19 protein-coding genes, 1 tRNA gene and 6 pseudogenes are annotated in these 21209 nt (G+C 41.2%); 10 read left to right on the top strand and 16 right to left on the bottom strand.

Going from position 1 to position 21209, the window contains the following annotated elements; genetic code table 11:
- Window positions 1-481 (top strand): annotated as a pseudogene (locus tag SD31_RS16850) (hypothetical protein); the annotation flags it as partial.
- Window positions 481-762 carry a hypothetical protein gene (locus SD31_RS15820; RefSeq protein ID WP_231561041.1) on the top strand — a complete coding sequence of 94 codons (282 nt, stop codon included), beginning with the start codon at window positions 481-483 and terminating at the stop codon, window positions 760-762. The pseudogene SD31_RS16850 and the gene SD31_RS15820, both read left to right, overlap by 1 nt.
- 216 nt (window positions 763-978) lie before the next feature.
- On the opposite strand, the gene SD31_RS01635 is transcribed toward SD31_RS15820, so the two are convergent.
- From SD31_RS01635 to folK, 5 genes and pseudogenes are all read right to left on the bottom strand, one after another.
- Window positions 979-1386 (bottom strand): LolA family protein, encoded by a 408-nt coding sequence (locus tag SD31_RS01635; RefSeq protein WP_197053465.1) that lies wholly within the window; start codon window positions 1384-1386, stop codon window positions 979-981.
- A 38-nt stretch (window positions 1387-1424) separates the two neighbouring features.
- Entirely contained in the window at window positions 1425-1598 is a 174-nt protein-coding gene (locus tag SD31_RS16355) for a hypothetical protein (RefSeq protein WP_156138144.1), read from the bottom strand.
- Between the two features lie 17 nt (window positions 1599-1615).
- A pseudogene (locus SD31_RS01630) lies at window positions 1616-4293 on the bottom strand (DNA translocase FtsK 4TM domain-containing protein).
- Between the two features lie 156 nt (window positions 4294-4449).
- Window positions 4450-4794: an Hpt domain-containing protein gene (locus SD31_RS01625; protein WP_052258532.1), complete on the bottom strand. Its 345-nt coding sequence runs from the start codon at window positions 4792-4794 to the stop codon at window positions 4450-4452.
- A gap of 3 nt (window positions 4795-4797) precedes the next feature.
- Complete coding sequence (gene folK / locus SD31_RS01620) at window positions 4798-5277, bottom strand: 2-amino-4-hydroxy-6-hydroxymethyldihydropteridine diphosphokinase (RefSeq protein WP_039052867.1); 480 nt, start codon at window positions 5275-5277, stop codon at window positions 4798-4800.
- Between the two features lie 78 nt (window positions 5278-5355).
- Between folK and SD31_RS20505 the strand changes: the two genes are divergently transcribed.
- The 3 genes and pseudogenes from SD31_RS20505 (at window position 5356) to SD31_RS01610 (ending at window position 8449) form a co-directional block, all read left to right on the top strand.
- Window positions 5356-6003 (top strand): S49 family peptidase, encoded by a 648-nt coding sequence (locus tag SD31_RS20505; RefSeq protein WP_316929718.1) that lies wholly within the window; start codon window positions 5356-5358, stop codon window positions 6001-6003.
- On the top strand, window positions 5991-7118 hold the full coding sequence (gene sppA / locus SD31_RS20500) for a signal peptide peptidase SppA (RefSeq protein ID WP_316929717.1): 1128 nt from the start codon (window positions 5991-5993) through the stop codon (window positions 7116-7118). The genes SD31_RS20505 and sppA overlap by 13 nt, the downstream gene beginning before the upstream one ends.
- A gap of 139 nt (window positions 7119-7257) precedes the next feature.
- Window positions 7258-8449: pseudogene (locus SD31_RS01610) on the top strand (phosphoglycerate kinase).
- 168 nt (window positions 8450-8617) lie between these two features.
- On the opposite strand, the gene SD31_RS15815 reads toward SD31_RS01610, so the two are convergent.
- Both SD31_RS15815 and SD31_RS01605 read right to left on the bottom strand, forming a co-directional pair.
- Window positions 8618-8764, bottom strand: a complete 147-nt coding sequence (locus SD31_RS15815; RefSeq protein ID WP_082021758.1) for a spore protein — start codon at window positions 8762-8764, stop codon at window positions 8618-8620.
- Between the two features lie 24 nt (window positions 8765-8788).
- Window positions 8789-8859, bottom strand: a tRNA-Cys gene (locus SD31_RS01605).
- Between the two features lie 184 nt (window positions 8860-9043).
- Here SD31_RS01605 and SD31_RS19710 point away from each other — a divergent pair.
- The 3 genes and pseudogenes from SD31_RS19710 (at window position 9044) to lipA (ending at window position 10730) form a co-directional block, all read left to right on the top strand.
- Window positions 9044-9169, top strand: coding sequence for a hypothetical protein (locus tag SD31_RS19710; RefSeq protein ID WP_262506488.1), 126 nt, complete (start codon window positions 9044-9046; stop codon window positions 9167-9169).
- 10 nt (window positions 9170-9179) lie between these two features.
- Window positions 9180-9692 (top strand): annotated as a pseudogene (locus SD31_RS01600) (outer membrane beta-barrel protein); the annotation flags it as partial.
- Window positions 9693-9852: 160 nt separating this feature from the next.
- Window positions 9853-10730, top strand: a pseudogene (gene lipA, locus SD31_RS01595) (lipoyl synthase).
- Between the two features lie 33 nt (window positions 10731-10763).
- Here the strand turns inward: lipA and SD31_RS01590 are convergent.
- The 4 genes from SD31_RS01590 to SD31_RS17975 form a co-directional block, all read right to left on the bottom strand.
- Window positions 10764-12395, bottom strand: coding sequence for an amidohydrolase (locus tag SD31_RS01590; RefSeq protein ID WP_039052866.1), 1632 nt, complete (start codon window positions 12393-12395; stop codon window positions 10764-10766).
- 107 nt (window positions 12396-12502) lie between these two features.
- On the bottom strand, window positions 12503-13057 hold the full coding sequence (locus SD31_RS01585; protein ID WP_039052865.1) for a NifU family protein: 555 nt from the start codon (window positions 13055-13057) through the stop codon (window positions 12503-12505).
- Window positions 13058-13124: 67 nt separating this feature from the next.
- Complete coding sequence (gene purB, locus SD31_RS01580) at window positions 13125-14474, bottom strand: adenylosuccinate lyase (protein WP_039052864.1); 1350 nt, start codon at window positions 14472-14474, stop codon at window positions 13125-13127.
- 141 nt (window positions 14475-14615) lie between these two features.
- Window positions 14616-15002 carry a hypothetical protein gene (locus SD31_RS17975; protein ID WP_231561040.1) on the bottom strand — a complete coding sequence of 129 codons (387 nt, stop codon included), beginning with the start codon at window positions 15000-15002 and terminating at the stop codon, window positions 14616-14618.
- 64 nt (window positions 15003-15066) lie between these two features.
- On the opposite strand from SD31_RS17975, the gene SD31_RS01570 reads away from it, so the two are divergent.
- A complete protein-coding gene (locus tag SD31_RS01570; RefSeq protein ID WP_039052863.1) occupies window positions 15067-16416 on the top strand; it encodes an acyl-CoA dehydrogenase family protein in 1350 nt (449 codons plus the stop codon).
- A 56-nt stretch (window positions 16417-16472) separates the two neighbouring features.
- On the opposite strand, the gene SD31_RS01565 is transcribed toward SD31_RS01570, so the two are convergent.
- From SD31_RS01565 to SD31_RS01545, 5 genes and pseudogenes are all read right to left on the bottom strand, one after another.
- Complete coding sequence (locus SD31_RS01565) at window positions 16473-17744, bottom strand: OmpA family protein (RefSeq protein WP_039052862.1); 1272 nt, start codon at window positions 17742-17744, stop codon at window positions 16473-16475.
- Between the two features lie 206 nt (window positions 17745-17950).
- Window positions 17951-18823: a cysteine synthase CysM gene (cysM, locus tag SD31_RS01560; protein ID WP_039052861.1), complete on the bottom strand. Its 873-nt coding sequence runs from the start codon at window positions 18821-18823 to the stop codon at window positions 17951-17953.
- A pseudogene (locus SD31_RS01555) lies at window positions 18823-19633 on the bottom strand (serine O-acetyltransferase). The gene cysM and the pseudogene SD31_RS01555 overlap by 1 nt, the downstream one beginning before the upstream one ends.
- A gap of 51 nt (window positions 19634-19684) precedes the next feature.
- On the bottom strand, window positions 19685-20068 hold the full coding sequence (locus SD31_RS01550; RefSeq protein ID WP_039052860.1) for a DUF3037 domain-containing protein: 384 nt from the start codon (window positions 20066-20068) through the stop codon (window positions 19685-19687).
- A gap of 105 nt (window positions 20069-20173) precedes the next feature.
- The gene (locus SD31_RS01545; protein ID WP_231561039.1) at window positions 20174-20842 is read right to left on the bottom strand and encodes a HipA family kinase; all 669 of its coding nucleotides are present in this window, start codon (window positions 20840-20842) and stop codon (window positions 20174-20176) included.
- Between the two features lie 133 nt (window positions 20843-20975).
- Between SD31_RS01545 and SD31_RS15810 the strand changes: the two genes are divergently transcribed.
- Window positions 20976-21152, top strand: coding sequence for a DUF1599 domain-containing protein (locus SD31_RS15810; RefSeq protein WP_231561038.1), 177 nt, complete (start codon window positions 20976-20978; stop codon window positions 21150-21152).
- Window positions 21153-21209: the final 57 nt, after the last annotated feature.

Genomic DNA, 21209 nt, shown 5'->3' with positions numbered 1-21209 from the left:
ATCGGCCGCAGCTATCGAAGCAAACATACATGCCGAAAAGTGGATGAAAACATTTGGGCAAAGAAACACCAATATAACGGTACCTGTAGGCTACTTCGAAAAATCGGCAGACGCAATATTGGCCAAGACGATTGGAGCGGACAAGCAAGAGACACCGGTACGCACGCTGCCTTCACGCCGTATCATCGCCTGGAAAAAATATGTGGCCGCAGCCGCTGCCCTATTTTTGGTAGGGGTAGGTTCGTACATAGGACTATCCTCCCTCAATAGGGATAAAGAGGTCTCGACATATGCCCATACAGATCTCAACTTGGACAATGTGAGTGATGAGGAAATTCTCAACTATTTAGCCCAAGTATCGGACGGAGCCGATTTAATCCAATTAACCCAGCTTGTGTCCGACTCTAACCAAGAAAGCATTCAACTGGATGCAGATATTGAGGCTGAAGACATTGAAGAATATTTAAATTACATGTTATAATGTTACAACTAAAACACCTTTTAACGACAATATGCTTTGTATTGACACTTCAGATATCCTCAGCTTTTGCTCAGCAAAATTTTGAGGCTATAGAAAGTGAAAAGGTAGCATATATCACAAAGGAATTAAAACTAACTCCTGCGGAAGCGCAGAAATTCTTTCCCATATATAACAAGTACAATAAAGAAATGTGGGAAATAAGACGCGCCAAACGCGGAAGTATTAGCGGCCGTAGAGGTAACTCCTTCAATCCTCAAAAACGTGATGTTATAAGCGTTTGATGCCAAAGAGGTAGAGAGCTCAAAAAAGCTTATCGGAAAGAATTCGTCAAAAATCATCGGCCAATCAAGAGCTTCTCAGTTCTTTCAAGTAGAGGAGGATTTCTTTAACAAATTAAGAACCCAACTACAAAGAAGAAGAAATCAATAAAAAACCTTCGAAAGCTAATTCGAAGGTTTTTTATTTTCTCAGTTTCTTCCTATCTAAGATCTACTATTTCATATCCCTTTGTATTTTTCCTTGGAAAACTTGAACATGCTGTCATCAAAGTGTTTTCCAATATAAAGGGACTCAATAGCATAAGTATATCGATTGCCTGACTTATCAAATATAGTCACATCCTGAATGTGATTATTCTTATTGACACGAAGCTTGATTTTGAAGTAATTGGTCTTCGTATCTAAAGGAGCTAGTTCAATAACTTTGGCCATCTCGGTCTTTCCTTGACGGACTATCTTTTCATCTTCCATCAACACATATTTATATCCTTGTTGATAAAAGTTGAAAAGGTTGCTGGGGCCTATAGTACTTCCATCCTTCTCGTTTTCGGTCACTTGCACCTCTTTGATATCTTTGGCTATATTCCACACCGTCTTGCCATCCGACAGCACATCTTGATCCTTCATATGGATGGCATACTGATTTTTGGGTTTGTTAAAAAACATCACCCTTCGGACTTATAACTTTTCTTGTTTGCATCCTGTATGGTCAGCGTAAATTCCGACTTTATGGTCTTGTAACTGCTATATCTTTTCGATACTTCGTTTAAAATTTTCTTTGCTGCAGGGTCTGTCTGCGCAAAGATTTGCAAGGAGCTTCCTACAAATGCTAGCGCCAATTAATAATTTTTTCATGCTAATTATCCTTTCTTAACGTTTCTAAATATTGTTCCAAGGAATATTCATCGGGGAATAAAACTTCTCTCGCTTTACTTCCCTCAAATGGACCAACAATTCCTGCTGCTTCCAGTTGATCGATGATTCTTCCTGCTCTGTTGTACCCTAATTTCAACTTACGCTGTATTAGAGACGTAGAGCCTTGCTGATGCATGACAATAAGACGTGCTGCCTCTTCGAAAAGCTGGTCGCGCTCAGACAAATCAAATTCTGGAGATCCCGATCCGTCGCCCGACTCATCCACATATTCAGGCAACAAGAATGCTGAAGGATATCCGCGCTGCGAGCCGATGAAGTCCGAGATACGTTCCACCTCCGGCGTATCCACAAAAGCACACTGTATACGTATAAGGTCCGATCCCGACGCCAACAGCATGTCGCCTCGTCCAATAAGCTGATCTGCCCCTCCGGTATCCAAGATTGTACGGGAGTCTATCTTCGACAGCACCCTAAACGCCAGACGCGCAGGGAAGTTTGCCTTGATAGTACCGGTAATGATATTTACCGAAGGACGCTGAGTCGCAATGACCAGGTGTATACCTACCGCACGTGCCAGCTGCGCCAGACGTGCTATAGGTGTTTCCACCTCTTTTCCGGCAGTCATCATCAAATCCGCAAACTCATCAACAATAAGAACTATAAACGGTAAGAATCTATGTCCCTCCTCAGGGTTTAATCTGCGATTGATAAATTTTGCATTATATTCTTTAAGATTACGAACCTGTGCGTTTTTGAGAAGGTCATAACGCTGGTCCATCTCTATACAAAGTGAATTTAAAGTGTTGATTACCTTTTTGGTATCCGTGATGATAGCGTCATCCTCTCCTGGCAATTTGGCAAGAAAATGTCTTTCAATCTTTTTAAACAATGACAGCTCCACCTTTTTAGGGTCTACCAACACAAACTTGAGTTCGGCAGGATGCTTCTTATACAACAATGATGTCAATATAGCATTGATACCTACGGATTTTCCTTGTCCTGTAGCTCCCGCAACTAGCAAGTGTGGCATCTTGCTAGGTCGGCAATATACACTTCATTGGAAATGGTCTTACCCAAAGCTATAGGCAGATCCATATCCGTCTTTTGGAATTTTTCCGTAGCTAGCACCGAACGTATGGACACCATCTCTGGATTGCTATTAGGTACTTCGATACCTATGGTGCCTTTTCCCGGCATAGGAGCTATGATACGTATTCCTAATGCCGCTAAACTTAAGGCTATGTCGTCCTCCAAGTTCTTTATTTTCGAAATACGAACCCCCGGCTTAGGGATTATCTCATACAAGGTCACGGTAGGACCTATAGTCGCTTTGATATGTTCGATTTCAATATTATAGTTTCTTAGAGTATCGACGATTCTATTTTTATTGGCTTCCAGCTCCTGCTGGTTTATCGTAATCTTACCGGAACCGTGATCTTTCAGCAAATCCAACGTAGGATATTGATATCCTGACAGGTCGAGCTTCGGATCGTACTGTCCGAATTGCGCCACCAAGTCGTCCGCTGTAATTTGTCTTTCTTCCTTGACCTCTTCTACAGCTAGGGTTACCTCCTCTTCCGCTTTAGGCTGCTCAATATGCAGAGGGGTACTATCCACCGAAAGATCTATGGACTGTACAGGGCTATCTGTATCACTAGGCTGCAGCTCGAATTCCACACTTTGCACCTCTTCCTCTTGCTGAAGAGGTTCTTCTTCCTGATCTTCAGGCTCTGATTCATGTAGATGCCGGAATCTGTCGTTTACCGTCAGCGTGGGGCGATTTGTCCTTAACGTGTTCGACACTTCAATTACCGCTCCGTCAATATCCATTTCCTCCTCTTGCACCTCTTCCTCTTCTTGCTTCTTAACCGCATTTTTCGGAAGAATAGGCTTATCATTCATAAGATCGTAGTCTACACTTTCAGAATTTTCCGATTCCGAAGACGTACTACCTATTGATGAAAAAGCAAACTTAAGGTCCAGATTGTAAATCAATACCAATGCTGCCAAATAAGCAAAGACAATCAATCCTCCGATACCAAATTTTCCTATTTGTGCATTCAGCAGCTGGTTGGTCCAATAACCAAACTTACCCTCCAAAATATGTGGTGTATCTGTAATATAATCCTGAATGAAACCTAATGTTACGGAAATATAGATTATGCCAATGGTAGAATAGAGCAATGTCTTCCAGATAGGTAATAGAGACTTGCGATAAAGGAATTTATATCCTACGACAAATAGAATCAACACGAATAGGAAAGAGCCAATCCCAAACCAGTTATAGATAAACTGGTTGGCCAACAAAGCCCCCAACTTTCCGAGTTTGTTTTCCACTACGGGCTCCACACCGTCTTCGGTAAGCTCCTCACTGGTTTTGAACAATGTACTCCAACCACCATTTGTGGCGGAAATATAACTTTGATCTTGTTTCCACGTAAATAAATAAGAAACAAAGGCTACTGCAAACAAAAACGAACATAGAATCAAGAAAAGACCCAAGATTTTCAGCGCCTTACGTTGTCCTTCCGAAAAGTTTATGGAGTCAAACGGTTTTACTATGGGCTCCCGCTTAGGAGCTTCTTCTCGTCCTTTGCTACGCGTCTCCTTCGTCCCTCTATTGAAAGTATTTTTAAAAGAATTGCTTCTACTTGCCATCGAAAAATGTATTCTATTCCACTAATACAAACTTATTAAAAATATCGCACAACAAGGTTGTATTTTACGAATAGTTTATAAGTTGTAGTGAAGCTATTACGCCCAAAAAGGGCAAAAGATTAAAAGCCATAAAGTAAGCTCTACCTATCAGTAGGGCTATCCTGCCAACATTCGGAGTTCTTCCAAAAGAAGTTCAAACTTAGGCTTAATACGTTCCAGCAGCCCTTCAATTTCTCGGATATCCTTGCCCTCCTTTGCCATATTTTCCAACAATTGAAAATCCTGTTGCAGGGAAATTGCTCCCACATACTGCATAGTAGGTTTGATATGGTGCGCTTTGTCTTTTATTGCAATCATATCTTTATTGAATACTGCCTGCTCCAAAGCCTCAAAATCTACAGGAGATTGGACAAGATACATCTGTACAAACTGCTTTATCATTTCTTCATTGCCCATCATGGACTCCGAAATAGTATCCCAATTTATAATTTGATAGTTCATAGGTTAAAGTTTTATTACCCCCAGTTGGTCTTCACAGCTTAATAATAAGTCTTTGTTACTCACCTTAAAAACGGGATGCACGTAATCAGGAGCTATCTCGCACAAAGGAATTAACGTAAAACGGCGTTGTGCTATATATGGATGGGGTACCACAAGATCGGACTTCTCTATAATTTCTTCATTGTAATATAAGATATCTACATCTATCACTCGTGCGCCCCATCTTTCATGTCTTATACGTCCCAACTCATTTTCAATACTTTGACAGATAGCCAGACATTCCTGTGCCGAAAGTGGCGTGGAGAAGGAAACTACCTGATTATAGAATATAGGTTGTTCCTCAACACCCCATGCCTCCGACTGATAAAGGGAAGAAACAGCAACCAACGCCCCCAGACGCTCCTGCAGCAACCTCAAAGCACTACCGATCTGCTGGAGTGGATTCCCCAAATTGGCTCCCAAAAGTATATATACCACATTCATACCGTCATATCATAGCAGAAAGTTCTCTACTATTCGATTTTTTGCTGTAAATTTATAACTTAAAATTAAATAATACGTATGAGTTTTTTTAAGCAGGTATTAGCAACTATCACGGGAATCATCATCACCGGCATCATTGCCTTTTTTCTATTTTTCTTCATGATTGCCATTATAGCGCAATTTTCGTCGGAAAAAACACAGCCGGCACCGCCCAACTCGGTTCTTTATCTAACATTGGATTACAATATTATAGAAAAGTCTGTAGACAATCCTTTCGAAGATTTAGACTTACCGTTCGGTATGGCTGAAAAGTCTATTGGCCTCAATGACTTACTGGCCCGCATCGAAGCAGCCAAGACCGATGACAACATCAAAGGAATCTATCTCAATGCGAGCACAGCCAATGTAGGGTTTGCTACATTAAAGGCTATACGGGACGCCTTGGTGGATTTCAAAAGCTCCAAGAAGTTTATTGTTGCTTATAGTGAAGGGTACTCACAAAAAGCATATTACCTAGCCTCTACCGCCGACAAGATTTACCTTCATCCACAGGGATCGTTGGACTTCCGTGGCTTGGGAACAAGTATCATGTACCTCAAAGATGCGCTGGATAAGTTTGGTATCAACATGCAGGTGGTACGTGTAGGTACGTACAAGTCAGCAGTAGAACCTTTCACTATGAACCAAATGAGCCAGCGAACAGGGAGCAGACGATGTCTTATCTAAACAGCATCTATAATATGTTTCTGGATGACCTTGCCGCAAGCAGAAAAATTCAGAAAGACTCCTTGTTCCGCTACGCGGATGAATTCGTCATCCGCAATGCTGACGACGCTTTAAAATACAAGTTTATCGACGGCAAGCTGTATAAGGATGAACTTATCGCCGAAATCAAAAAGCGCCTGAACATCGATAATAAAAAAGATATACCGGTAGTTTCTGTATTAAACTATGGTGGCACTCCGACCAACAACAAAGATAAATCCAACGAAATTGCCGTATTGTATGCTTATGGCGACATAGTAGATGGAGAAGGCAGTATAGAAGAAATTGGCGGAGACAAACTGTCGAGAGAGCTACGCAAGCTTCGAGAAGATGAGGATGTAAAGGCCATCGTGCTGCGCGTCAACTCGCCGGGAGGGTCTGCTCTAGCTTCCGATATCATCTGGAGAGAAGTAGACCTTACCAAAAAGGTTAAACCTATCATCGTATCTATGGGAGACTATGCCGCATCCGGAGGTTACTATATTTCTGCTGCTGCAGACTCCATTTTTGCAGAGAAGAGTACCCTTACAGGCTCTATAGGTGTCTTCGGGCTTATTCCTAATGCGAAAGAATTGCTCAACAATAAGTTAGGAATTAAGTTTGAAGAAGTAAAAACAGGCAAATACGCCACCATGCTGAACAGCTGGGACAAGCCTCTCACCGAAGAGGAAAAAGCCATTATGCAGCAATACGTAAACGAAACCTACCAAACGTTTATCAAAAGGGTTTCAGATGGACGTAAAATTCCTACCTCCAAGGTTGACAGCATAGGCCAAGGTCGTGTGTGGACAGGCGAACAGGCAGTGGCCCTCGGGCTGGTAGACAAGATCGGCAATATCAAAGATGCCATCAGAGCCGCTGCAGCTAAAGGTAAGCTCGACTCTTATTACGTAAAAGAATACCCACAATCAGAAAGTCCTTTTGCCTCAATTTTCACAACATCTAAAGATAAGATACGTATGTGGATGATTGGCGAGGACTTGGGAGAATATTATAAATACCTAAAAGAGCTCCAAAAACTGACTAAACATACAGGAATTCAGGCAAGAATACCTTATACCGTAGAAATTTATTAACATACTAAAAGCAAAGAAAGAATGAAATTTCTTTGCTTTTTTTATATTTACTGCTTAAATCAACTAAACTGTATCACAGACCGCAGCCGATTTATTATTTTAAGAATAAATTAACTGCTGAATTAGCAATAATGAGATTATGAAAACTATTGACAACTTAAATTTTTCCGGAAAGAAAGCCTTAATACGCGTAGACTTTAACGTTCCGTTGGATGAAAATTTCAATATTACAGACGACAACCGTATTCAGGGAGCTGCGCCTACCATCAAAAAGATTTTGAATGACGGCGGAGCGGTAATCCTGATGTCTCACTTGGGCAGACCAAAAGAGGGACCTACAGACAAATACTCTTTACGACATATCGTTAAACACCTATCCTCTGTATTGGGTGTGGATGTTCAATTTGCCAACGACTGTATTGGTCAGGAAGCCATAGACAAGGCGGCCAACCTAAAAGGCGGGGAAGTGTTGCTATTGGAAAACTTACGCTTCTATAAAGAAGAAGAAAAGGGAGATAAAGATTTCGCAGAAAAGCTTGCCAAGTTAGGAGACGTATACGTTAACGATGCTTTCGGTACAGCTCACCGTGCTCACGCCTCTACGGCTGTCATCGCTCAGTTTTTCCCTGAAGCCAAATATTTTGGTTACCTGATCGAGGCAGAACTCAAAAATGCTGAAAAAGTACTTAATCATCCGGAAAGACCTTTTACCGCCATCATCGGAGGTGCTAAAGTGTCGGACAAAATTCAGTTGATCGAAGCTCTATTAGAAAAAGTCGACAACCTGATTATCGGAGGTGGTATGGCTTATACTTTCGTGAAAGCCCGCGGTGGTCAGATCGGTAAATCCCTTTGCGAGCTGGACAAGCTGGATTTGGCAAATGAACTAGTAAAAAAGGCGGAAGAGAAAAATGTTAATCTGGTATTACCTACGGATGCACAAATTGCGGATAAGTTTGCCAATGATGCCAACGTGTTCAACGGTCCCAACGACCAGATTCCGGATGACTTGGAAGGATTAGACATCGGCGAAGAGTCGGCACGTCACTTTGCAGAGGTCATCTCCGCTTCACGCACCTTATTATGGAACGGTCCAATGGGGGTTTTCGAATTCGACACCTTTGCCAAAGGTACCAAAGCCGTTGCCGACGCCGTAGTATTAGCAACAGAACAAGGGGCGTTTCTCCCTTATCGGAGGAGGTGACTCTGCTGCTGCTATCGCTAAATTTGGTATGACTGAACATGTAAGCTATGTAAGCACTGGAGGCGGTGCCTTATTGGAATACATGGAAGGCAAAACCTTACCTGGCATTGCAGCGATCTTAGACTAACCAGTCTCATACATAAAAAAGGCGTCACAACCATAATGACGCCTTTCTTTTTTAACTGATATTACATTAAAATAAAAAAGGTCTACACGTGGTAGACCTTTTTTATATCTTGTATATGATGAATCTATAAATTATTTTCCTAACTCGGCAGCTAATTTATTTAAGATTTCATTCGTTTTTACGAATTTGGCTGTTTTTAGGCATTTTAGAACGTGAACCCGATTCTAAATTACGGCCTAATTTCAAAAACTGTACTTCAACACGTGAGACAGTTTTGTTTCTTCTATCTTTTCTTTTTAAACGTGTAACTCCCATTGTATTTAATATTTTTATTGTACGAGGTCGGAAGCGGATTCGAACCGCTGTACAAGGTTTTGCAGACCTCTGCCTAGCCACTCGGCCATCCGACCCTTTCCCTTCAGCGGGTGTGCAAAAGTAACTCTAAATTTTGAAAATGCAAAATATTAAATCAAAAAATGGACAAAAATTTATCCGCCACTTTTTTGGTATGATATTTGGAATTCCCTACCTGAAATGTTGCTTGAGACGGGGATATAGTAGCAACAGAATGGTTTAACTATTTATAAAAGAATTATGAAAAAAGTTTTACTATCAGTAGGTGCAGCGTTATTATTAGCAGTAGGAGCTCAAGCACAGACAGGTTTTGGTTTGAAAGCAGGTAGTTACTTTACCTTCTTACAACTATGGAAGTACAGATGATTTATCAGATACTAAATCAGCTACTAATTTTTATATTACAGGTTATGTTAACGCTAATGTGAGCCCTAATTTTGCTATTCAACCAGGTTTATCATTACAAGGTAAAGGTGCAAAATTTGCTGATTATAAAGTAGGATCAAACAGACTTGAGGTGACTCAAAACACTATGTGGTTAGAAGTACCTGTAAATTTTGTAGGTAAATTACCATTAGGCGGTGCAGAATTACAGTTAGGTGCCGGTCCTTATGTAGGATTTGGTTTGAGCGGAAAGAATAAATTCAACAGAATAGGGGATAATGGTGATGGTTCATCTACTACATTAAATGAATTTAAATTTGGTAAAGATGAAACTTTAAAAGGAGTGGATTTCGGTGCTAATATTACTGCAGGTGTAAAATTAGCAGGCGGTTTCTTGATTAACGCTAACTATGGATTAGGTTTAACGAATATCGCAGGTGATAAATTCCCTTCGAATGATGTGAAAAATAGAGTTTTATCTTTTGGTATTGGATTTGAATTCTAATCAATATTGATGAATTGTTAATACTTAAGGGCCTTCTGATTCAGAAGGCCTTTTTTATTCGAGCAATTTATTCATTCCGGTCGACAATTATTTTATTACAATGCTGTGATTTCGTAAAAGAATATAGGGCATTCAGATTTTGCAAAGTTTCATTTGTAGTATGATAGAACTACCTGTAATACCAGTCCATCAGACACAGCGTAAGCCAGATTGGTTGCGTGTGAAACTTCCAGTAGGGAAAGAATATCGTCATGTTCGAAACCTTGTAGACGAACATAAATTACATACCATCTGCGAAAGTGGCAATTGCCCGAATATGGGGGAATGTTGGGGAGCAGGCACCGCAACCTTTATGATTTTGGGTAATATCTGTACCCGCTCGTGTTCTTTCTGTGCTGTAGCAACAGGAAGACCTCTTCCGGTGGATTGGGATGAACCTAACCGTGTAGCCCAATCGGTAAAGTTGATGCAGGTAAAGCACTGTGTTATCACGTCCGTAGACCGTGACGACTTGAAAGATGGAGCTCTACCATCTGGGCCGAAACCATCAAAGCTATACGTCGAGAAAGCCCTGGCACCACATTAGAAACGCTGATTCCTGATTTCAAAGGACAATGGGATAATCTGGATCGCGTATTAGCTGAAAGGCCGGAAGTGGTATCCCACAACTTGGAGACCGTACGTCGTCTGACCAGAGAAGTACGTATCCAGGCCAAATACGACCGCTCTTTGGAATGTCTAAGACGCATTTCGGAGGCAGGATTGCGTACGAAATCGGGAATTATGCTAGGTCTGGGTGAGACAGAAGAAGATGTCATAGAGGCTATGCAAGACCTTTATAACGTAGGGGTACATATCCTTACTTTAGGACAATATCTTCAGCCTACCAAAGCACATCACCCTGTAATTGACTGGGTGACACCAGCACAGTTTGAAAAATACAAGCAAATAGGTCTTGAGATGGGATTCAAATATGTGGAATCAGGACCTCTAGTTCGTTCATCATATCACGCCGAAAAACATTTGTTTGACATGTAATAAAAAAGGAGCTTCAATGGAAGCTCCTTTTCTTTATCTCTTTGTATACACGGTCTCTCCCGCCACCACAGTACGTAATACTTTTATATCTCTTAACCGCTCGGTCGGCGCTGTCATTAAATCTTCTTCCAGCATTACAAAATCGGCATCCTTCCCTTTCTCTATGGAACCTCTTTTCTTTTCCTGGAAACACGAATATGCAGCCCATATGGTCATTCCTCTCAAGGCCTCTTCCCGTGTCAAGGCATTCTCCATCTGAAATCCCTCTTGCGGGTTACCTGCTGCATCTTGCCTTGCTACTGCAGCATGGAATCCATATAATGGATTAAAATGCTCCACCGGAAAATCGCTTCCAATGGCTACCTTTCCATACCATTTCAATAGTTCCTTATACGCATAGGCCGACTTCGCTCTATCCTTTCCTATTCTTTCGTACAGCCATTTCATATCGGAGGTAGCATGAGTAGGCTGGATGGAAGGCAAAACACCATATGTACGGAATTTGACAAAGTCCGACGGGTGTACTACTTGGGCGTGTTCTATACGCCATCTTTTGTCCTTAACATCCATCTTACCGTAAAGGTCCAGTAGCATCCTGTTACTAGAATCTCCTATAGCATGAATAGCGACCTGATAATTCGACTTGCTCAATATGGTTAAGGCCTTTTCAAACTCTTCTTTTGGATGTAACAAGAAACCTCTGATGGTATCATTCTCGTAGTTGTCCAGCATACAAGCTCCTTTGGACCCCAAAGCACCGTCCGACATCATTTTTATGGCGCGGATGGTAAGCCTATCTGACTCATAAATGTCATCACGGATGTATTTTTGAATGTTGTGAGGCTCCGCAAAGATCATGGCATAGTTACGGATTTTCAACGAGTCAGACTGGTAGTATTTTTTCAGTAGGTCGAGCTCCTCTTCCGACAGCCCTGCATCCACCATACTTGTCAACCCTACCGAGAACAAGGAATCCTGTGCTTGACGTAGAATGCTTAGCATATTGTCCTCTTTGGCAGAAGGAATATATTGGCTTACTAGAGCCATTGCATTATCAACAAGAATCCCTGTAATACGCCCAGTACTGTCCTTTTCGATACGTCCACCTTCCACCGTAGTGCTCTCATCAATCTGTGCAATCTTAAGGGCTTCACTATTTACCACAGCAGCATGATAATCTGTACGATTCAAAAAGACAGGCACATCAGGAAAGTATTTATCCAGTGTATCTCTGTGCGGCATTTTTTTGTCTGGCCAGAGGGATTGATCCCAACCACCCCCAACAATCCACTTTTTCTCCGGATATTTTTTACGGTATTGCTGCAACCTGCTCACCAAATCTTGTACAGACTTACATCCCACCAAATCCACCTGTTGAAAATATTCAGCCAACAGAAAGCTGTGACCATGAGCATCGTAAAAGCCAGGAAATACGGCTTTGCCTTCCGCGTCTATCATTTCTTTTGCGATATAACTATCAAGGATATGTTTAGAACTTCCGATATCGATGAAAATTCCATTCTTCACCGCAAAAGCCTCCTGAATAGAGAACGCTGAGTCAACAGTATAGACACGTGCATTATAAACAATCAGATCTACTTCCTTATTCGTAGTACATCCAACAAAAGCAATATAAACAAACAATAGTTTTATCAATCTTTTCATAAAATATTCTTATGCAGAATTAAAGATAAGGATTAGAAGATAATTAGAACAACAAAAAAGGCTTGGTAATTTTACCGAGCCTCTTGTATATCGTGTTATTTGAATAATTACATAGCTTCTGCAACTACTTCCTGTACTTCAGGAACCATACGCTTCAATAAGCCTTCAATACCGGCCTTCAACGTAATGGTGGAAGAAGGACAGCCACTGCATGATCCTCTCAGTTCTACCGTTACAACGCCATTTTCGTAAGACTTGTACGCGATAGCACCTCCATCCTGCTCTACGGCTGGACGAACGTAATCGTGCAACACTTGTTGGATTTTTATTTCGGTCTCTGACCCTTCGAAAGCTACGTTCTCCTCTTTCACTATCTCCTGAACTTTCAGCTCCGACTCTACCGCACCCTTCACAAACTCTTTAAGAATATCTTCGATATCCGACCATTCTACATCGTCGGTTTTCGTGATAGTGACGAAGTTGGAAGCGAAGAATACCCCATTTACGAAGTTGAACTTGAAAAGTTCTCTTGCAAAGGGTGATGCTTGCGCTTTTTCTCTATCCGGATAATCTACACTACCGTTGATAAGAAGTTTATTTACCAAAAACTTCATTGTCGAAGGGTTCGGTGTAGACTCTGTATATACATTTATAGTTGCCATAGTTTCAATATAATTATTCAAATATAGCCATTAAGCTAAACTTAAAACGTCATTGTATCGTAAAAGCTTATAATGCCACACCTGTATAGTTCCAAGGCGTGATTTTTTTAATCTCCGCTTTTACTTCTTCACTGATATTCAAGGATTCTACAAAAGCCGCTATGGTTTCTTGTGTCACATGCGCATTGGTTCTTGTAAGATCTTTCAAAGCCTCGTAAGGTTTAGGATAGCCTTCACGACGTAAGATAGTTTGTATAGCTTCGGCCACCACCGCCCAGTTATTTTCCAAATCTTTCTGGAAGGCGTCAGCGTTCAGGATAAGCTTACGAAGACCGCGCAACGTAGATTTGAAAGCGATCAATGTATGAGCAAAAGGAACACCGATATTGCGTAGTACTGTAGAGTCGGTCAAATCGCGCTGTAATCTTGAGATAGGAAGTTTAGCTGCCAAATGCTCAAAGATGGCGTTGGCAATACCTAAGTTACCTTCCGCATTCTCGAAGTCTATAGGATTGACTTTATGCGGCATTGCCGAAGAGCCTATCTGTCCTTTGGTAATCTTTTGTTTGAAATAATCCATCGAAATATACGTCCATATATCGCGACATAAATCGATGATAATATTGTTTATACGCTTGAAGGCATCGCAACTAGCCGCAAAATTGTCGTAATGTTCGATCTGCGTGGTGGTCTGCGAGCGGCTCAAACCTAACTTTTCATTAACGAAGTTGTTGGCAAAAGCTACCCAATCCACTTCCGGATAGGCTACATGATGCGCATTGAAATTACCTGTAGCACCACCGAATTTAGCGGAGTAAGGAACAGCTTTCAAGGCTTCCAGCTGCTTCTCTATACGCTCAATGAAAACTTTGATTTCCTTGCCGAGACGCGTCGGAGATGCCGGCTGTCCGTGTGTACGGGCCAACATAGCTACATCTTTCCACTCGTCCGACAATCCTTTAAGTTCGTCCAATAGCTCGGTAATCGTCGGCAAATAAACATTCTGTATAGCCTGTTTCCAGGAATATGGAATAGCTGTATTGTTGATATCCTGTGAAGTCAATCCAAAATGGATAAACTCCAAAGAGTCATGCAAGCCTAGCTTTTCGAATTCATTTTTCAAAAAATACTCTACCGCCTTAACGTCGTGGTTGGTTACCTTTTCGGTTTCTTTTACCCATTGTGCATCCTCTAAAGTGAAATTCCTGTAGATATCTCTTAACTTTTCATTCAAAGAACCATCGAAATGTGCTAATTGAGGAATGCCGGACTCCGCCAAAGCAATAAAATATTCGACTTCTACCAATACACGATATTTAATCAGTGCAAACTCTGAGAAATAATCAGACAATTCTTTGGTAGCGTTATAATATCTTCCGTCAATAGGTGTTACGGCTGTAAGTGATGATAATGACATATTTTAAAATTATAAAAGTCTAAGGGACTAACTATATGGCATCAAAAATACAAAAATTATGCACTTCGCCCATGACAATAAACAAAAAAGCCCGTGTTGTCTAATACACGGGCTTTTCGGAGTATCTTAACTCTTATCGGATTATTGAGCGTTTTGTACTGAGTCAGCGATAGAATCTACAACAGCAGTTGCTGAATCAGCAGCAGCGTTGATTGAATCAGTTAATGCATCAGCTGTTGAATCGATAGCGTTAGTTAAAGAATCAGCAGTTTCTTCAGTTTTAGATGCATTGTTACATGAAGCTACAGTTAAAGCTAATGCTAAAAATCCGAATGCGAATAAATTTTTCATCTTTTTTAAATTTTCTATTTTTAAATAAAACAAATTTTGTTTTCTACACTTATTAATACGGGTACTTCGAAAAGGTAACCCAAGAAATAAAACTTTTTTTATTTTTTCTTTAAACCTTTGATTATCAGGATTAAAAAATATATTTTGTTTTATTTCGGATGCAAATATAGGACACATTTCTGAAAAAGCAACAAAAAAAATTAATTTTAATACAAATGATTTATAAACCTATGAATAAGTTATGCTAGAGAAGATTAGAAAGCTGATCAAACTGCTTAAGACAGTGGATCTTGCACAATTGGATAAATTGTCACAAAAGGTAGATTTAGGTTCTGTACTGAAGGCTGTTTCGGCGATGGACGAGAAGCAGCTGCAGATGGCCATGAAGATGCTCACCTCTTCCAACAAAAAGAAGGAAGCTCCTCCCATTGATGCCGACTTTTATGATATAGGATCTAAACTTTCACCCGAGGACCGGGCCTTACAGCTGAAGGTACGTAGTTTTTTGGAAAAAGAAATAAAGCCCATTGTCAACAACTATTGGTTACACGACGACTTTCCTTTCGAAATCATTCCCAAGCTGGCAGAACTCAATGTGTGTGGATACGTATATGAAGGGTATGGCTGTGCTGGCGGCACCTCTCTTATGGACGGTATCATCGCTGCCGAATTTGGAAGAATAGACCCTTCCATAGCGACTTTTTTGGGCGTACAGAGTGGATTAGCCATGGGCTCCATATATATCTGTGGGTCGGAAGCACAAAAGGAAGAATGGCTTCCTGCCATGCAACAGCTAAAAAAGATTGGCGCCTTCGGACTTACCGAACCGGATGTTGGTTCCGCTACGGCAGGAGGGCTGACCACCACCTGTAAAAGGACCCCGGAAGGTTGGATACTCAACGGACAGAAAAAATGGATAGGCAATTCTACATTTTCCGATATGGTTATCATTTGGGCGCGCGATGTAGATGACAATCAGGTCAAAGGCTTCATCGTTCGCAAAGAAAATCCAGGGTTCGCGGTAGAAAAGATCAAAGGCAAAATGGCTTTACGCATCGTGCAAAATGGACTGATAACCCTGACGAATTGCCTTGTTCCTGAGTCGGACAGACTTCCTCATGCCAACACCTTTAAAGATACGGCGAAGGTATTACAGATGACGCGTGCCGGTGTAGCTTGGATGGCTGTAGGCTGCGCGAGAGGAGCCTACGAAAATGCATTAGCCTACACTCTGGAGAGAGAGCAGTTTGGCAAGCCTATAGCCTCCTTCCAGCTTATCCAAAACCATCTGGTAGAGATGCTTTCAAACCTTACGGCCATGCAGACACTCGTATTCCGCCTCTCCGAATTGCAGGACGAAGGAAAACTCAAAGACGAACATGCCTCGCTAGCAAAAGTATTCTGTACCCTCCGCACAAGAGATATTGTCTCTCGAGCCAGAGAGGTCATGGGCGGTAACGGTATCTTGCTGGAATATAATGTTGCTAGATTTTTAGCAGATGCCGAAGCTATATATTCGTACGAAGGTACCAAAGAGATAAATTCATTAATCGTGGGGCGCAGCATAACAGGATACAGCGCTTTTGTATAAAGATAAAGGGGACAATCCTTGTCCCCTTTTCTTTATAACCTTAAACAATTGACACTCTAATATAAAGTAAACTCCACTCTTCGATTTTGTTGACGGCCTTCTTCGGTACTGTTGGAGGCGATAGGATTGCTCATACCATGTCCGGCTGTAGTAATTTTGCTCGCAGCCACCCCTTTGGATACCAAATAAGCTTTTACGGCTTCTGCTCTCTCTTTCGAAAGACGTCTATTGACATCCGCAGTACCCACGTTATCGGTATAACCGTCCAATTTTAAATTATAATTTTTATGTTTAATCAGTTCTGCTAATTTATCCAGATAGCTATACGAAGAAGATCTTATCGTAGCTTTGTTGAAATCAAATTCTAAATTTTTTACAGCCTCAACTACAATTTTTTGTTCCGACTCAGGCAATTTAAGTTCTGGAAGAGGACATCCCGCTCCATCCACCTTTGTTCCTGCAGGTGTATTTGGACATTTATCGTACATGTTAGCCACACCGTCGCCATCATCATCTTTCAGTCCTTTAGTCAATGCCTCCATCTGTGCCTGAACAGCTTTATTGGACGCTAATAAAGCATCTCTTTCGGCTTTAAGTTCATCGTATTTACGTGTATAATCGTTTACTAAAGTAGCAACCGGATTGCTGTTAGCCATGAAAGGCTTTTCTTTTGGTCCTAATGCAAATTCCAGTCCGGCATGAATGTAAGAAAACAAATCGTATTCAAAAGTATGACCCGTTTTACCGTCGAAATAGTCATTAGTCCAATTTAGTTGATAGCCTAAATCAAGATTAACACCTTTAGCTATAGCAAACTTGAATCCAGCATCTACAGGGACAAACATTCTGGTTTGTTTTTCATCCGACGAGGAAGATACTGTATTTAAATTTACCGCTCCAATACCTGCTGCCACATAAGGTTTTACCTTGGCATTAAACAATCTCCAGTTGACATTCGCTATGGTATACTCTCCCGACAAAGCGATAGACCACGGTAACTTGGTATCAATATTGGTAGAAGTACCTGAATTTGATGACACATCAGAAATCTTGCCTCCCACATATTGAAGTTTTAAGCCAAAGGCTGGGGTGAGGTGCTTTTTGAGATAAGCACTATAGCCTAAATTTAGATCTCCATCTTTGAATCCAAATTTGGCGGCCTGGCTTAACAAACCTAAATTTACACCTAAAGACCATGTTCTATATTGAGAACTCGGTCCTAGAGGCGTAGTGCCTTCAATTGTGGAGAAATCTTGCGCATGTACTGACGTTATACTTAATACAGTAGCCAATACTGCCGAAAACTTGGTAAATAATTTTGCTTTCATAAAAAGAAGTTTACTGATTTAAATTTACAATATTAAATTATATTTTTACAACTTTTTATTGTAAAAATATTTTTTATTTATATAAAATAAAATACAGTCAAACTTCTTCCCTCGATTTGTAGACATATTACCACACGTATTAAACAACAAAGCCGAATAAAAAATTATTCGGCTTGGGCTGTTTAAGTCAATAATTCTTACAAAAACTATCCAAACAGATTAGAGCTCAAATATCTATCTCCCCGATCACAAACGATGAAGACAATAACCCCCTCATCTAATTCATTGGCCACTTTCAATGCTGCATGAAAAGCACCTCCCGAACTCATACCGGCAAAAATACCTTCTTTCCGGGCCAGCAATCTGGACTTCTCGATGGCGTCTGCTTGGTCTATATCAATAATCCTATCCACACGTGAAGGATCAAAAATCTTTGGAAGATATTCTTGCGGCCATCGGCGGATCCCCGGGATGGAAGACTCTTCTGTAGGCTGGCATCCTACAATCTGAATATTAGGATTTTGCTGTTTCAGATAGATTGAATTTCCCATAATAGTCCCGGTAGTTCCCATAGCACTGACGAAGTGGGTAATTTTTCCTTGCGTGTCGCGCCATATTTCAGGGCCAGTGGTTTTGATATGTGCTTTATAGTTATCGGGGTTAGCAAATTGATTCAAAATAAAAATCCCTTCCCGTGCAGCCTTCTCCTCCGCATAATCGCGACAGACCTCCATATTTTCCAACAAGGTCACTTTAGCTCCAAAAGCTTCCATCGTCAAGGTACGCTCCCGGGTAGAGTTTGCTGGCATCACAATCTCGATCTCCATACCAAACATGCTAGCAATCATAGCTAATGCAATGCCGGTATTTCCGCTGGTAGCTTCAATAAGTTTATCGCCACGTTTGATATCTCCACGCTCCAACGCAGATTGAATCATATTTAATGCCGGTCTATCTTTTACCGATCCTGCAGGATTATTTCCCTCCAGTTTAGCGTAGATTTTCACGTTGGGATTATTGTGAAAACTGGTAATCTCCACCAACGGAGTATTTCCGATAGTATCTATAATATTTCCCATTATATTGCGGGTTTAGTGTCAATAAATTTCGAATTAGGCTGATGATATACTGTCGTGTACGGCTCCACACTGGAAGTCAGCCATACGTTCCCTCCTATTATGGAGTGGTCGCCCAATATGTGTTTCCCCTCCAAGTATGGTAGCACCTGCGTATATGATGACATAATCACCGATAATAGGATGACGTTGCTTTCCGGCAAATCCTTTTTCCACGCTCAGTGCCCCTAAGGTTACACCTTGATAAAGCTTTACATGCTCGCCGATGATACAGGTCTCACCGATGACTAACCCTGTACCATGATCAATATGTAAATATTTACCTATTCTTGCTCCGGGATGGATGTCAATGCCTGTACGTTCATGTGCCCATTCGGTTAAAATCCGTGGAATAAGAGGCACCTCCAACTCCCATAACCTATGCGCCATTCTATAAATAGATGTAGCCAAAAAACCTGGATACGTACGTATCACCTCACGCAAATCCTGTGCAGCTGGATCTCCCTCCAATATAGCCTGAGCATCCGTCAACATCACCTCATACAGCTCGGGCAGAGAGTCAAAAAAATCTTTTACCGTACGTTCGTTATGACAGCTGTTACATACTTTGCTCTTACGGAGTATATCGAGTAGTTCTTGTTGTGACTGTTCAAACATTGCTCTGACCTCAGTTACCGAACTCAACTGCTTGGGGTTACGTTCGGGAAACAAGGCCCTAAACAAATCTCTAGCCCAGTTGCAGATACGCGTATTGCTAGGCATATCCTGCGCTTCAATCTGTTTCTTAAAAAGATGGTTATAAAACTCTTCCATAAATGCAAAGCTACATTTTTGACAAACAAATATCTACTATTTTTATAGATATTATAGCACTAACTTATCCATCAATTCCTTGTGAGTCTCCTGAGGGGAAAGACACATGCCAGTATGTACAGGTGAACACTGGATGATGGTGCTTCTGTTGGCGGTAAGCCAACGAAAACGTTCGGCTTGCTCTAGATGGGCAATCTTCCCGTATGCTTTATCTCCTGTACAGATCCGCTGAAAAGACAGCAAATGCTTCTCAATATTCTCTATATCGATGTCTGGACAAAGGACTTTTAGTTTGTTTGTATCTAGATGATACAGAAATTCCGCATATTGATATTTTTTGCAATACAAAGCTACACCGACATTTACGAACTCTTCACGTTCTACACGAGGCACCAAACGCACTACAGCATACTCATATAATGTTCTTTCGCTCATGTTCGATCTGATTTAAAAATACCGACGCATTTTCCAATCGTTGCAGTAAAAACTGTAGATAAACCTCTCGCACTTGCTCCGGAGAAAGTTCTCTTCCCTCCTCCATCAGCACTCGTCCGGGATGACCTGCAATACCCCTTGAATATTTTCTTTGTTGAAAACATCCTTATACTGATTATGAATATCGGCAACTTTAGAAGCTGATTTGAGCAGCACATGATCTTTAATCTGCACAAAGGGTTTTTCTACGTAATCCTGCCAGTTGTCCCACGAATGGTGAAAATATAAGGAAGCACCATGGTCGATAAGCCACAGTTCTTTGTGCCATACCAGCATATTGGTGTTGCGTGCTGTACGATCCACATTCATCAGTAGTGCATCGAGCCACACGATTTTAGACGCTTCTTCATCACTGATGACATCCACGTTAGCATCGAAAGTGATGGCTCCCCTCAAGAAATGTACCCCCAGATTATTTCCCACCGAAAACTTCAAAAGATCTTGTATCTCCTCATCTGCCTCTAGGCGCCACATACTTTCATCCAAACGGGCAAAGACCATCTCCGGAACCCGAAGTCCTAGAAATCGAGCGAGCTCCCCTCCTATAAGTTCGGCTACCAAGGCTTTTTTACCCTGTCCCGCACCACGAAATTTTATCACATAGCTAAAACCATCGTCGGCATCAACCAATCCCGGAAGACGATCCCCCCTCTCTAAAGGTTGAATATATCGGATAATATCCACCTGCCTGATGTCGGGCTTATTGATTTGCATGATATCGTCTTATGTTTATTCGAAGTTACTTGAAATAATCTTACAATTAAGCATAAATGCTAAAATCAAACAGTTTTGTGACTATAGTCAACGAACTTTTCTGACTATATTTGTAACAAAAGAGCCTTATTATATGAACACCATCGAAGAATACAATGCCGTCATTGATTACTGCAAAAATCTATTCATAAAAAAAACTAAAGACTACGGGACTGCATGGCGTGTCATGCGCCTCAGCTCCATTACGGATCAGCTATATATCAAAGCCAAACGTATCCGTACACTCGAAATAAAACAAGTCTCTAAGTAGGCGGATGATATCGCTGGGGAATTTGTCGCCATAGTAACTATTGCGTCATCGCACTCA

Source organism: Sphingobacterium sp. T2 (assembly GCF_000814685.1).
Taxonomy (GTDB): domain Bacteria; phylum Bacteroidota; class Bacteroidia; order Sphingobacteriales; family Sphingobacteriaceae; genus Sphingobacterium; species Sphingobacterium thermophilum.
The sequence above is the reverse complement of the archived record's forward strand: the minus strand, read 5'-3'. Positions and strand labels throughout refer to the sequence as shown.